This is a genomic window from Shewanella sp. N2AIL, from assembly GCF_022690845.1.
Classification (GTDB): Bacteria; Pseudomonadota; Gammaproteobacteria; order Enterobacterales; family Shewanellaceae; genus Shewanella; species Shewanella baltica.
In genome coordinates, this window is the sequence record NZ_JALBYT010000030.1 from 13090 (window position 1) to 27358 (window position 14269).

Genomic DNA, 14269 nt, shown 5'->3' on the forward strand with positions numbered 1-14269 from the left:
CCTAAATAACGTGAAGTGCAATCCTTTATCCCCAATCACTCAAATTCAACTCAAGCTCAACTCAAGCTCAAATCCAGTTAAAAGCAGATCCAATTCAAATTGAAAGCGGGCCAAACTTAAGTTTAAAAGCCGTAAAAATAAAACCCTATCATTTTGAAGGCTATTCTAACGGATATTTGTTGCGCTAGATCAAATCCACACCCGATATGTGGAAAACCACTATAGTTATGCCGCCTCGCCTTTTACAGAATGCCTGTAAACCTCGCCATAAACCTTAACTCTAGGTCTATGAGCCAGTTTATTAGCCATCTGCAAGAGTGAAGGAAATCTGTATGGACAAGAGTAAACGTCAGTTTCTCGGCAAAATGGCCAGCGTCAGTGTTGGCGCCGCACTGATCCCTGTGGTGCAAGTGTATGCGCAGGATAATCAACGCGGCACTCAAGTGCACAGTGCCAGCGAAGGCCAAGTGGGTAAACGTTACGGTATGGTAATTGACTTGCGCCGCTGTGTGGGCTGCCAAGCCTGTACCGTCGCTTGCACTATCGAGAATCAACCGCCCCTCGGGCAATTTCGCACCACAGTGCAGCAGTATGAAGTCTCGCAGCAGGAAGATACCACCCCACCCGCCTTTTTGATGTTGCCAAGGCTTTGTAATCACTGCGAAAACCCGCCCTGTATTCCCGTTTGTCCTACGGGCGCGACCTTCCAGCGCAAGGACGGCATAGTGGTCGTCAATAATGAATGGTGCGTTGGCTGTGGCTATTGCGTGCAAGCCTGTCCCTACGATGCCCGCTTTATCAACCACGATACCAATACCGCCGACAAATGTACCTTCTGCGCCCATAGGCTAGATGCAGGATTACTGCCCGCCTGTGTCGAAACCTGCGTGGGAGAAGCCCGTGTGATTGGCGATCTTAACGATCCCCACAGTCAGATAAGCCAACTGCTCGCCACCAATAAAACCGATATCAAGGTGCTCAAACCCACGGCCAACACTGCGCCACGGGTGTTCTACATCGGCATGAGCAGTGCTTTTGAGCACAAGATCAGCGGCCAAGCCCCCGTAAGAACCTTACTTACCGATACTGGCGAGGAGATCCACCATGGTCATTAAAGAAATCTTTACCCCAGATATCGCCATTACTTGGCTACCTTGGGCGGTGCAATACTTTTTTATGATGGGTCTGGCCTATGCCAGTGTGTGGGTGGCGGCAATACACTTGTTTAGCAATGCTAAACCCGATGACAGATTGCTGAAGCTCTGCGCCTGTCTAATGTTAACCGCAGGCATAGTCGCTCCTATCGCCTTACTCGCCGATTTACACCAACCGCTGCGGGCTTGGCATTTTTATGCGCAAGTTCGCCCTGATTCTTGGATGTGGTATGGCGCCTTTTTACTGCCGGTATTTTCGGGCAGCAGCGCGCTATTTGCTTGGCTGTTACTGCGCCAATATTTGCCTAAGCGCACCACGAACCCTGACTCAGATTGGGTGAGTAAAATAGGCCAATTACTGAGATTCGGTGATTGGAACAGTGACAAATTCATCAAGCCGATCGCACTGATCACAGCCCTGAGTGCCTGCAGTATCGCCCTCTACACTGGCATGGAAACCATGGCCATTAAGGCGCGGCCACTGTGGCATACCTATTGGCTGCCACCTTTAATGGCGATGAGCGCCCTGCTTGCCGCCTGCGGCACTTTGGCGGTATTGAATCGATTATTAAAAGGCTACCAACAAAGTACCCAAGACAAGCTATTACTCTGGGTAAGGGCCAGCTTTGGTCTGTTCGCCCTGTGCCTTATCGGCTGGGCATTATTCGATAAGGGCTCGGCCCCTGAAGCCGCGTTATTGCTTGAAACCAGTCCAAGTTGGCAACTGGCCGCGATTTGGGTGCTAGTCACGCTCGCCGTGCTGGCACTGATGCTCGCCATTCGTCACTTACCCAATGTGGCAATGCTAATCGTCAGCCTCACGGCCATTCATCTCGCGTGGGGATTTCGCTGGATAGTGTTAATCCAGGCGCAAACCGATCCTAAATACGGCGCAGGGACTTACCTCTATCAACTGCCTTGGGGACCCGAAGGACTATTAGGCATAGCCGGCACCTTCGGTCTCTGGCTGGCATTAATGGCGCTGGTCTCCGAACTGATTCGCCACACGCCTACAGCAAAGCTTGCTCGCTGAGCACCCAATTAGTTTACAGAATTAAGGAGTCCATCATGGATAAGAGTAAACGTCGTTTTATCAAAGGGGCCGCTGTCACGGGTGGTGTGGGATTATTTGCCGCGGGTTATAGCCATACATTAGCGCAAATAGGTAAAGGTGTCGTCAATGGCACTTCAGGCAAACCGACCCAAGATCCGCTGCATGGCAATTCTTTAGCACCTGAATATAAAGTCGATTTACATTCAGGTCAGCTGATCAGCAATGACGATCAACGCGTCGCCAATACTATGTGCTTAGGTTGCTGGACCAAATGCGGCGTACGCGCTCGTATCGATCAAAAAACCGATAAGATCATCCGCATCAGCGGCAATCCCTATCACCCACTGTCATCGCGCGAACATATCGATTTCGATACGCCAATCAAAACTGCATTTGTCGGGCTAAGCGCCTTTCAAGAACAAGGTCTACAAGGACGTTCCACCGCCTGCGCTCGTGGTAATGCCATGCTAGAACAATTGGATAGCCCGCATCGTGTTACCCAATGTCTTAAGCGCGTGGGTAAGCGCGGCAGTGGCCAATGGCAGAGCATTAGCTTTGAGCAGTTGCTGAATGAAGTCGTCGAAGGCGGTGATTTATTTGGTGAAGGCCAAGTTGAAGGCTTAAGGACGATTCGAGATATCGCCACGCCGCTCGATGCCAATAATCCAGAATACGGCCCTAAGGCTAATCAGTTACTGGTCTCGAACGCCTCCGATGAAGGCCGCGATGCCATTATCAAACGTTTTACCTTCAACAGCTTTGGCACGCGAAACTTTGCCAACCACGGTGCTTATTGCGGGTTTACCTACCGCGCTGGCGCCGGAGCCTTATTGGATGATTTGAAAAAATATGCCCACTTGAAACCCGATTGGGACCATAGCGAATTTTTACTCTTTATCGGCACCTCGCCGCAGCAATCGGGCAATCCCTTTAAACGCCAAGCGAGACAACTGGCAAACGCGCGGGTGAATAACAGCAATTTCAGTTATGTGGTGGTGTCGCCCATGCTGCCCAATACCTCGAATCAACCTTGTGCGGGCAACAACACTTGGCTGCCGATCCGCCCCGCCACCGACTCGGCCCTCGCCATGGGCATGTTGCGCTGGATTATCGATAACCAGCGCTATGCCGCTGAGTTTTTGAGTGCGCCCAATGTCGATGCCGCAAAAGCATCAGGTTACCGTGGCTTTAGTAATGCAGGCTTCTTGATAATCAGCGACCCCACCCATCCAAGATATGGCCAATATCTCTTTGCCAGCGATCTTGGCTTACCTTTCGACGGCAAAGCCTACGGCGAGGAGGACTCGCAGTTGGTTGTCGATGCAACGAGTGGCGAGGTAGTTTTGGCTAGCCAAAGCCAGAAAGCCAAACTCGAAGTAGACCAAAGCGTCGACACACCTAAGGGGGCGATTGCGGTTAAATCCAGCTTCAAACTGTTAAGCGAAGCGGCGCACAGCTTCGAAATGGAACACTATGCCAAGGAGTGCGATATCAGCGAAGCGCAGATTATTGCCCTCGCGGATAAATTCACCAGCCATGGCACTAAGGCGGCGGTGATCTCCCACGGCGGCACAATGAGCGCTAATGGTTTTTATAGCGCGTGGGCAATCATGATGCTCAACGCCATGATAGGTAACATCAATTTGAAGGGCGGCGCATTAGCCTCCGGCGGTTCCTTCCCCGCCTTTGGTAAAGGCCCAAGGTATAATCTGCAGGAGTTTGACGGCATGGTCGAACCTAAGGGCGTATTCCTATCGCGCTCTAAATTCCCCTACGAGAAAACCTCAGAGTATCGCCGTAAAGTCGAAGCCGGCGAATCGCCTTATCCCGCTAAAGAGCCTTGGTTTCCGATTTCATCGCCCTTGCTGGGCGAACATTTAACCGCGGCGGTGCACGGTTATCCCTATCGACTCAAAGCTTGGATTAACCACATGGGTAATCCGATTTATGGTCAAGCGGGTTTAGGGGAAGCTATTGGTGAACAACTGAAAGATCCTAAGGTGCTACCGCTGTTTATCAGCATCGACAGCTTTATTAACGAAACCTCGGCGCTGTCGGATTACATAGTGCCCGACACCTTAACGTACGAGTCTTGGGGCTGGACCTCGGCATGGCAAGGCACACTAACCAAAGTTGCCACAGGTCGTTGGCCGATTGTCGAGCCAAGAGTCGCGAAAATGGCCAGTGGTGACGTGGTGTGCATGGAGTCTTTCTTGAGCCAAGTCGCGATGAAGCTGCAATTACCCGGCTTTGGCGAAAATGCCGTTAAGGCCGCCGATGGCAGCTTACATCCGTTAACGCGCGCAGCGGATTACTCACTCTATGGCGCAGCCAACGTGGCCTATTTAGGTAAAGCCGTCGCCGATATTAGTGCCGAGGACATGTATCTTAGCGGTGTGAGCCGTATTCAAAGTGAACTCAACGCCAGACTCAAGCCAGATGAAGCCAAAAAAGTCAGTTACTTATTGGCTCGCGGCGGCCGTTTTGAAGAAATGCGCGGCGCACGCGATGACGCGGGGAATCCGAGTAAAGTCTGGCCTAAACCTATGATGCTGTGGAATCCCGACGTCGGCAGTCGTCGCAACAGTCTCACAGGAGAATTTATGAGTGGTTGTCCGCGCTTATATCAACCCGCCTTGGCCGATGGTACGCCGCTCGATAAGGCGTTTGATAAATCACAGTGGCCTTTGCTGATTAGCAGTTACAAGTCCCATACCATGAGTTCTATGAGTATTGGCTCGGATCGTTTACGCCAAGTGCACCCTAATAATCCAGTACGACTGAACGAGAAGACCGCCAGTCGACTTGGGATCAGCACAGGTGACACGGTCAAGATCAGCACGCCCAACGGCAGCGTGATTGCCTTAGTGGAATGTGTTGCCGGAGTGCACCCTGACTGCATCGCTATCGAACACGGTTATGGCCATAAGGAACTCGGCGCGCGGGACACTGTGATTGACGAAATTAAAATCGCCGCCAATCCGCTGATCCGAGTCGGCATCAATATGAACGACTTGAATCTGTTTGATCCGAGTCGCCACGGCCGCTACCCGCTGGTGGATTGGGCAAGTGGCGCTTCGGCCAGACAAGGGCTACCAGCTAAGATTGAAAAACTAAGCTAACCGCCGAGCATAGATGACACTTAAGAAGCTGCCCTTTGGCAGCTTTTTCTTTAGCGTTAATTCAATCTGATTAAGTCTAATCGCATCATTAATGCTTTCTAGCTATGCCTATTCGCGAATAAACCGAGGAATAGTGATCTTTTTTACTCAATTTAGGTATATAGATCCCGATCACGCGTTTCATAGAAATAAACCACACATTAAAATCACAGCTATATTTATCTGTGTATCCAGCTCGTTATATCGAGCTTTCAATAAAGACCAGCGGTTTTTGAGTCAGTTAAGCTCATCAGGAGTATCTCAGTGTTCAATTCTTCATTACGTAAAAGCCTAGAAGTGAGCGAAAACAAGCGCCAAGAAGCGGAGTCGGTTATCGACGCCATTAAGCAAAGTATTGCCACGGTAGAATTTACGCCTGAAGGAAAAGTGCTCGATGCGAATACCTTGTTTTTAAAAGTAGTCGGTTATTCGCTTAATGAAGTTGTTGGCCAACACCATAAGCTGTTTTGCTCAGCGACCTATGCTAATTCTCCTGCCTACCAACAATTTTGGAGTAATTTAAAAGCCGGTCATCCACAGGAGGGACATTTCGCGCGAGTGAATAAAAATGGCCAAGAAATCTGGCTAAGAGCGACTTACTTTCCTGTAAAACAGGCGGGCAAAGTCGTCAAGATAATGAAAACGGCTTCTGAAATTACCCAATATAAGCAAAAGCTTGACGATCAATCCGCCATCTTTGATGCCCTAAATCGCTCCCAAGCTATTATTGAATTTACCCCAGATGGCACTATCCTGAAGGCAAATGCCAACTTTTTAAAAACAATGGGATACAGCAAAGAACAGATCTTGGGTAAGCATCATAGAATTTTCTGTTTCGATGAATTTTATCGACAAAATCCACACTTTTGGGACGAGCTTAAGCAAGGTCGCTATAGCAAAGGGCTATTTGAGCGCAAAAATGCCTATGGCGACTCAATTTGGCTGGAGGCGGCTTACAATCCCATTATGGATGAACATGGAAAGGTCGTTAAAGTTGTTAAGTTCGCCAGTGATATCAGCAAGCGGATCGAGCAAAGCCACGCTGTGCGTGAAGCCGCAAATATTGCGCTCACCACATCGCAACGCACCGTTGAGCAAGCGGAACAAGGCGTTAAGTTGCTTAATGCGACCGTCAATACCTCCAATGCCATTGCTGAGCAAACCCATAAAACGACTCAGGCGATTACTCAACTGAATGAGCAATCCCAAAGTATTCAAGCCATAGTCGCGACGATTAGCTCGATTGCCGATCAAACCAATTTACTGGCATTAAATGCCGCGATTGAGGCCGCGCGTGCGGGTGAACAAGGCCGAGGTTTTGCGGTTGTCGCCGATGAAGTGAGGCAGCTCGCTTCCAGAACCAGTAAATCAACCAGTGAAATTGCCGCCGTCGTCACTAAAAATACCCAGCTCACCACAAGTGCAACGGACATGATGAACGAAGTTGAAGGTATCGCACAGGAAGGGAAACAACAGTTAGCCGAGGTAACTTTGGTGATGGGAGAAATACGCAACGGGGCAGAAAACGTCTCACAAATCGTCTCTCAACTTTCAATCAACGGTCATTAATCCCCTCGCATTTCATCACGCAAGGATTGCATGGCGTTTTATCTAAAAGACAAAAACGCCATGTGATTGTTCCGTCAATCAATAATCAGTTTTACTACCTTCATAGGTGGCGCACATTTGCTGCGCCAGCGCCTCGTCATAAGGACGTAAGCCACTCATGACTAAGGTTTTGATACCTGTGCCGACTAAAGTATCGCCACTGTGTAATTCAAAGTGCAGTGTCACATCGCCACGTTTACCGTCGATTTTTAAATCTTGGTCAACGAGTGATAAGGTCACTTGCACAAAATCGAGGGTGGTTAAATCAAACGACATGCTTTCGTAAATCACTAAAGGTCGGTCTGGGTTGATCATCACTTGATGTTGTTTCATCAAAGGGATCAGGATATCGATAAAATTATGCCCAGAGAAAGCAACATATTGACGAATAAAGGATTCTGTCTGCGCATCGCAACAACTTACATCGCCTTGACGGCTCACATTAAGATAGGTTTTTTCGCGGCCATCGCGAATTGAAAAACTCTCGCTCACTTGTTCCGGGAATTGCAGTTCGACACTCGCGCCCACCATACCCGCAAAGCTAAATTTCATGCTCTGACTCAGACCATATTGAGTCAATACTATGGCAAACAGTAAATCTCCCGGCACGCAAAAGCGTTTTGCGCCCACATTGTGTATGGGATTAAAGTCCTGCGCAATTTTCTTCGCGAAGTCGCTGGCTTGTTGTGCGGATACGGAAATGGCTTGATTTTGCTCGGAAAAATAAGGCGCTAGAAACATATAAACTCTATTTGTAATAACTCAATACAGGGATGGATAACAAAATTATCACGAGTCTACCTTAAATTAGGTATTTAACTCACCCGATGACTTGATCCCACGGAAGATGTACAAAGTAACACCATGCCCACATTTGTAAAGCCAAACAAATTACAAGGGTATTAACTTAGGTTAACAGGCTAGCGCCTTCCATTGGACAAGGAACAAATAGTTAGACTTGTTTAAATTCACGCTTCAATTGAAAACTATCGTCAGTGACCAGCTGTTCTAGCACTTCGACACGCTGACGCAGTGTAGCTAACTCGGCCCGCAAGGCTTGATTTTCGGCCTCTTGCTCACGGCTCGACACACCTTGCTTGTCGCGGATTTTCATAATCGCCACCACATATCCGCCAACAATGGCGAGTATCGGGATAAGTAAAGCGAGGGCTCCAGTATTCATAGTCATTTCCTTTATCTATTGGCGTTATCGTTATCAGGCTAAAAACTCAGGCTTATTTCGACTCTAGACATCAATCAAAGTCAGAGTATGGGAATAAGTATGCGCAAAATAACCCTAATCCACCAGTGACAAAAGTCATGAGGTTTGGCTAAGGTGCATCATTCCTTATCAAAGCTATCCACCACAATGGCTCCCATGGAAGCAGGCATAGTGATGACGATGATCCGTTTGATCGAGGTCAGCGGGTCTTCAAAGAATGGCACTTTATCGAGGCACAGCAGGACGAGGAAAACCACCAGCGCGGTGAGCAAATACGCCACCACGATGCGGAAAATAAACATAGGGACTCGGGCACTAATATTTTGCTGGAACACACTGTGATAAGTAAAAACCCCTAGAAATAACAACGATAAACTAAAGAGCATGGCGAGATTGAGCACAGGCAAGGTTTCGCCGAGATGCCAGGCTTCCTCTGAAAACGCCACGGGCACCGCCAGCGCAAATGCCCCAACGCAAACTTGGCTCGCATCTTCGGTATTAAAACTAAAGGTCATGCTCATCGCTCCTTAATATTCCAATCCATTTGATTAGCCGAAAATAACGTGCGGCTAAGACGCACTACATAAGGGCTTAATCCTGCAGTATTAAGTGCGATAAAGCACTTTAACCACATGCCAGCCAAACTTAGTTTTAACTATGTGCGGCACTAATAACTCGCCCGAAAATGCGACTTTATCAAACTGGGGCACCATTTGGCCTTTTTTAAACTCGCCTAAATCACCGCCTTTTTTGGCCGAAGGGCAAGAGGAAAAACGCTTGGCAAGTACCGCAAAATTAGCGCCATTATTCAGCTGCTTAACAATATCCTCAGCCTGCTCTTTGTGTTTCACTAAAATATGCACGGCGGCAGCGGTTTTAAACATGTTATTTCTCACTTTGGGTTAACGACCTAGGCTAAGGGAAGATGGCGTCACACGTGTACTCTCGATAACGCCATTTCCATTCGCATAGGTTCTACTACTTAAGATTTTATATTCAACGCACAAGTACGTGATTGGCCGATTATCAAGCCTATTGGCCGAGAATTTTCTGCCACCATTGCAAAGGCTCGCCGCAATTGTTCACCGGACGATAAGTCGCGGTTAATGCCGGAAGCGCATCAACATTGCTGCAATCCGATTCCTTCGCCACGCCGGTATCTCGGTCAAAAAAGCCCTTCACGACGCCATTCACTTGGATAGAACGCAAACTAATAGGTGGACGTTCCTTTAAGAAGGCAAGATACACGGCCATGGCGCCACTGCTGCCATACAAGCTGGTTTTGCCGTTATCATCACGCCCCACCCAAATGGCAGCAACATTACGCTCATCAAAGCCCGCAAACCAAGAGTCGCGGCTATCGTTACTTGTGCCTGTTTTACCCGCCAGTCCAACGCCTGGGAAGGCATTGCCTAAGCGCGTCGCGGTACCCGTATTGACCACTTGCTGCATAGCGTACTGGATCAAAAAGTCAGTATCGGGTGAGATGGCTTGCTCTTTAGGTAATCGCGTCACAGGTAATGGATTTTTATCAGCATCCAACACAGCCGTCACTGTGGTTAATTTACGGTAAACCCCGCTATCGGCTAAGGTTTGGTACACCTGCGCCACCATTAATGGCGAGCCATTGACGGCGCCAAGTAACATAGAAGGATACTCGTTTAACGGCTCCTGCCAGCCCGACTTAGCCAAAGTTGTCGCGACGGCATCCACGCCCACCGCAATCCCAAGATTTACTGTCGGGACGTTCATCGACTTTTTCAGCGCCGTTAACAAAGGCACTTGGCCGCTGAACTTCTTATCGAAGTTTTGCGGTGACCATGTCTTACCTTGCTCACTCTTTAAGGTAATAGGCTGATCTTTAAGGGGAGTCGCTAAGGTAAATTGGCTATTGGGTGCCAGTGCCGTGGCGTACACAAAGGGCTTAATTAACGAGCCAATCGGACGACGAATTTCAACCGCACGGTTAAAGCCATCAAATCCAGGGGTTTTATCGCCGACCATTGCCGCGATACCGCCCGTGTATTTGTCGGTCACCACCATGCCTACCTGCAATGACTTGTTGCTCTTATCTAAGCTCTTAAGGGTTTGAGTCACCGCAATTTCGGCGGCTTCTTGAGCCATAGGATCGAGCGTGGTATAGATTTTTACCCCAGATTGCTTCAGTAACGCCTCGCCATAACGCTCGTTCACTTCCTGTTTTACTAGGGCGAAGAAGGAAGGTAATTTCTGGTGTGCGGGTTTATTAAGATTACGGATCGCCAGAGGTGACTCTACCGCCGCCTTGTACTCGGCCGTGGTTAAATCGCCCGCATCCATGAGTAATCGCAATACCAGATCGCGACGCTCTTGAATGCGATCCGGATATCGCCATGGATTGTAGTAAGACGGTCCCTTAATCGCAGCCACTAAAAATGCCTGCTGGGCGATAGTCAACTCACTGATAGGACGGCCGAAATAGAAACGCGATGCCAAACCCATACCATGAACGGCGCGGGATTTATCCTGCCCCATATACACTTCGTTAAGATAGGCTTCGAGGATTTCGTCCTTGCTGTAACGAAAATCGATAATCACTGCCATCAAGGCTTCGCGCACCTTACGCAGTAAAGAACGCTCACTCGATAGGAAAAAGTTTTTCGCTAACTGCTGGGTTAACGTCGAGCCACCTTGCACTGTGCGACCGGCGCTAATGTTTACAAACGCGGCGCGCGCAATCGCGAAGGGATTCACCCCATGATGTTCGTAAAAGCTGCGGTCTTCCACCAGCAATAACGCCTGCACAATCGACTTAGGCATTTCTTCAGTCGGCACAAACAGCCTGTCTTCACCGTCGCCAGTAATAATGCGATCGAGCAACACAGGCTCAAGATGGAATACGGCAAGTTGGCGCTTATCCGACACTCGGGAGACTGAACTGACGCCATTGCTGTCGAAGCTGATCATGACTCTTTGTTCGACTTGATCGCCTTCAGGATGTAAAAATGGTCGACGCCACAATTCGATACGAGTGCTCGATGCCGAAAATTCTCCCACTTGGCGTGGATTCGCGACTTTGCGATAGCCGAGCAACTTAAGCTCAGCCATCATTTGCGGATGACTGACCGCCGCGCCGGGATACAGCGCCATAGAACGGCTGAACACCTGCGCGGGCAAGTGCCATTTTTGGCCTTCAAATTTTTGCGCAATAATTTGATCGAGATAAATGCTGTAGAACGTCACTACAGCTAATCCGGCTAAGGCTAATTTCCAAGTGATTGACCACATTCGTCGAAATAAACCGCGGCCATTGTTGGCCCTACGGGAAGCGGGTGTTTTTTTTGTCGTCTTAGTCGTCATATCTACTTCATCATTCATGCATTTAAAGACATCAGCCACAATAACAAGCGTGGTGCAAATCAAGGCGTGTTATCACGCGATTTAAAACCAGCAACACTGCGCTATGGCTGAGCTAAACCCAAGGTTTTCTTCTTGGTAAATTTTGTCGGTAGTGTATTCACAGGATCGTCCGGCCACAGATGTTTTGGGTATCGGCCGCGCATTTCCTTTTTCACTTCCACATAAGGTCCCTGCCAGAAACTAGCTAAATCCGCCGTCAAAGCCAATGGACGTTGAGCGGGAGAAAGTAATTCCATTGTCACCTTTAGCTTGCCCTGCGCCAGCATAGGGCTTTGTGCCATGCCAAAGGTTTCTTGCAGACGCACCCTCAGCAGCGCACGCCCAGACTCATCGTATACGATTGGCGCAGAGGTACCGGTGACTAACGGCCAAGAGGTTGGCAATAATTCGTCCAGTCGCTGTTTCTGCTGCCAGCTCAAACAGTTTGCCACAAAACTAAAACAATCGAGCTTAACTAATTGCGGCAGATTATTCACATTTTCGAGGTAAGGCGCCAGCCAAGTTTCTAGGCTAGCTAATAACGCCCCATCATCGACCTTGGGCCAGTCGCTGCCCGCGTCGAACTCAGTCGCGAGTTTGAGCCTGTATTGAAACTGCTCTAAGTTAGCGTTCCAATTGAGAATTTGTAATCCTTGCTGGCGAATATAACCCAGTAAGGCCGCGACAATTTGCTTGCGCTCAGGCTTAGCAATCGTCTCGGTTTTCACTAAAATTTGTCCGACCTTATATTGGCGCTCGGCAATGACTCGGCCTTTGCCTTCATCCCAGCCACAGATCTCGTGGATTTCCAGCAAGTCTTTTAGCTCGCTATCGAATAAGCTCGGCTGAAACTGGCTCGCCAAGTAAATCCGCCCGGCGTTTCGGCCTTCAGTTTCTTGGAAATCCGCCACCACCATCCAAGGCGTTTGCGACAAGGCATCTTCGGCCGCCAACACCACGCCAGTACCATTGGCTAATTGATAGCCCTCAACACCGCGCGCTTTGGCAATGCGATCTGGATACGCCAACGCCAGCAATAATCCCACATCACTGTGGTGAGCATGGGTCGCGACCTTCGCTAAGTCGGCAGTTAATCCGAGCTTTTTCTGCCACTGCTTTGCCTGCTGTCCCGCTTGCCCCTGACAGGCAAAGTGCAGGTAATTCATGATATCGGCGCCCTTTTTAGGCAAACCGCGCGCCTCTACAATCCCCGACAGCAAACAGGCCAAACTGCCCAATTGCCCAGTTTGCTCATTAACATTGTTTACGCCTAAGCTTTTCACACTTAAGCTTTTCGCGCCCAATAGCATATGGGCAAGCCTGGGGTGACACCCCAGCTCATAAGCCGCTTTACCGTGGGAAGTGAGTTTATTGTCACCATCGACCATGCCTAAGCGCTGCAGTAATTGCCACGCCAGCGCCTCATTCACACTCGGTGGCGGCGTTAACAACATCAAGTCGCTGAAGGATTTTGCGCCCCAGTAAGCACAATCGTGGGCCATAGCCACCAGATCCGCTTGGCTGATCTCGGGTTCATCGGCCCTGAGCATACGGCCATATTCTTCTTGGCTCCACAAACGCACGCACACACCCGCTGATAAACGTCCGGCGCGGCCACTGCGCTGAGTTGCCGAGGCTTGGCTAATACGTTTCAAACCTAAGCGGGTGACGCCGGTTTTAGGGTTAAAACTGGCCTGACGTTTATAGCCGCTGTCGATGACAAAACCTATACCTTCAATAGTTAAGCTCGATTCCGCCACGTTAGTCGCTAGCACGATTTTACGCCTGCCATCTGTGGTTGCCGCAATCGCGCTATCTTGGTCAGCACCCGAAAGCTCACCATAAAGGGGGCAAATCAGAAAGGCATCTTGGGCTAAGCGCTCACGCAGAAACTGCTGCAGTCGTGAGATTTCGCCTTTTCCAGGTAAGAAAACGAGCACGGCGTTATTGCTAGCCGTTTTATCAACGTTAGCACTACTGGCCGAGACCAGATCAATCACGCAGCGGCCAAGATGATCGATCCAATGCTGCTGCGTCGGCACAGGGCGATATTCAACCTCAACGGGAAAACTGCGGCCTTCACTGTGTAAAGTCACTGCCTCTGGCATCAGTTCGCCCAAGGCAAGGCCAGATAAGGTGGCCGACATGGCCAATATTTTTAAATCGTCCCGCAGTGAAGCTTGCACTTCGAGCGCTAAGGCGAGGCCTAAATCGGTAGTGAGGTGGCGTTCATGGATCTCATCGAAGATGATCATCTCAATCCCAGTCAACTCGGGATCTTGCTGGATCATCCGCGTGAGTATGCCTTCGGTGACAATCTCTAAGCGGGTATTAGCGCTGACTTTAGCTTCACCGCGCACGCGATAGCCCACTTCTTGCCCCACCTTTTGCTGGCGACAATGGGCAATATAGTGCGCCACACTGCGCGCCGCGACACGCCGAGGTTCGAGCATTAAAATGCGTCCGCTGATTTCTGGCCAATCCAACATAGCCAAAGGTAATGCGGTAGATTTACCCGCACCTGTCGGTGCCTCGAGGATCACTTGAGCGTGACGAGAAAAAGCCGCACGCAGCGGTGCTAATAAGCTATGAATAGGTAGAGAGTTCAAGAAAAAGACATCAGCGGCCAACACAGGCCGTCAGTGTACTAACAATCGACGGTGAGCACCATTTCACTGCAACATAATCCGGC

General features: G+C 49.5%; 10 protein-coding genes. 4 read left to right on the forward strand and 6 right to left on the reverse strand.

The annotated features are described in order from the left end of the window. Positions 1-332 precede the first annotated feature (332 nt). From dsrO to MO387_RS16200, 4 genes are all read left to right on the forward strand, one after another. Positions 333-1115: a sulfate reduction electron transfer complex DsrMKJOP subunit DsrO gene (gene dsrO, locus MO387_RS16185; RefSeq protein ID WP_107949256.1), complete on the forward strand. Its 783-nt coding sequence runs from the start codon at positions 333-335 to the stop codon at positions 1113-1115. Then, positions 1105-2187 carry an NrfD/PsrC family molybdoenzyme membrane anchor subunit gene (gene nrfD, locus MO387_RS16190; protein ID WP_107949258.1) on the forward strand — a complete coding sequence of 361 codons (1083 nt, stop codon included), beginning with the start codon at positions 1105-1107 and terminating at the stop codon, positions 2185-2187. Before dsrO ends, nrfD begins: the two co-directional genes overlap by 11 nt. Before the next feature lie 35 nt (positions 2188-2222). Then, the gene (locus MO387_RS16195) at positions 2223-5330 is read left to right on the forward strand and encodes a tetrathionate reductase subunit A (protein WP_242326414.1); all 3108 of its coding nucleotides are present in this window, start codon (positions 2223-2225) and stop codon (positions 5328-5330) included. Between the two features lie 303 nt (positions 5331-5633). Then, entirely contained in the window at positions 5634-6938 is a 1305-nt protein-coding gene (locus MO387_RS16200; RefSeq protein WP_107949263.1) for a PAS domain-containing methyl-accepting chemotaxis protein, read from the forward strand. 78 nt (positions 6939-7016) lie between these two features. Here the strand turns inward: MO387_RS16200 and MO387_RS16205 are convergent, their stop codons facing one another. From MO387_RS16205 to hrpB, 6 genes are all read right to left on the reverse strand, one after another. Continuing rightward, entirely contained in the window at positions 7017-7718 is a 702-nt protein-coding gene (locus tag MO387_RS16205) for a DUF3581 domain-containing protein (RefSeq protein ID WP_006084189.1), read from the reverse strand. Between the two features lie 211 nt (positions 7719-7929). Continuing rightward, the gene (locus MO387_RS16210) at positions 7930-8160 is read right to left on the reverse strand and encodes a hypothetical protein (protein WP_006080092.1); all 231 of its coding nucleotides are present in this window, start codon (positions 8158-8160) and stop codon (positions 7930-7932) included. Positions 8161-8318: 158 nt separating this feature from the next. Further along, positions 8319-8714 (reverse strand): DUF2391 family protein, encoded by a 396-nt coding sequence (locus MO387_RS16215; protein ID WP_107949265.1) that lies wholly within the window; start codon positions 8712-8714, stop codon positions 8319-8321. 90 nt (positions 8715-8804) lie between these two features. Beyond that, positions 8805-9083 carry a peptidylprolyl isomerase gene (locus tag MO387_RS16220; RefSeq protein ID WP_006084190.1) on the reverse strand — a complete coding sequence of 93 codons (279 nt, stop codon included), beginning with the start codon at positions 9081-9083 and terminating at the stop codon, positions 8805-8807. A 148-nt stretch (positions 9084-9231) separates the two neighbouring features. Further along, positions 9232-11556 (reverse strand): penicillin-binding protein 1B, encoded by a 2325-nt coding sequence (gene mrcB / locus MO387_RS16225; RefSeq protein WP_063881786.1) that lies wholly within the window; start codon positions 11554-11556, stop codon positions 9232-9234. 83 nt (positions 11557-11639) lie between these two features. Continuing rightward, on the reverse strand, positions 11640-14210 hold the full coding sequence (gene hrpB / locus MO387_RS16230; protein WP_199908759.1) for an ATP-dependent helicase HrpB: 2571 nt from the start codon (positions 14208-14210) through the stop codon (positions 11640-11642). Between the last annotated feature and the right edge of the window lie 59 nt (positions 14211-14269).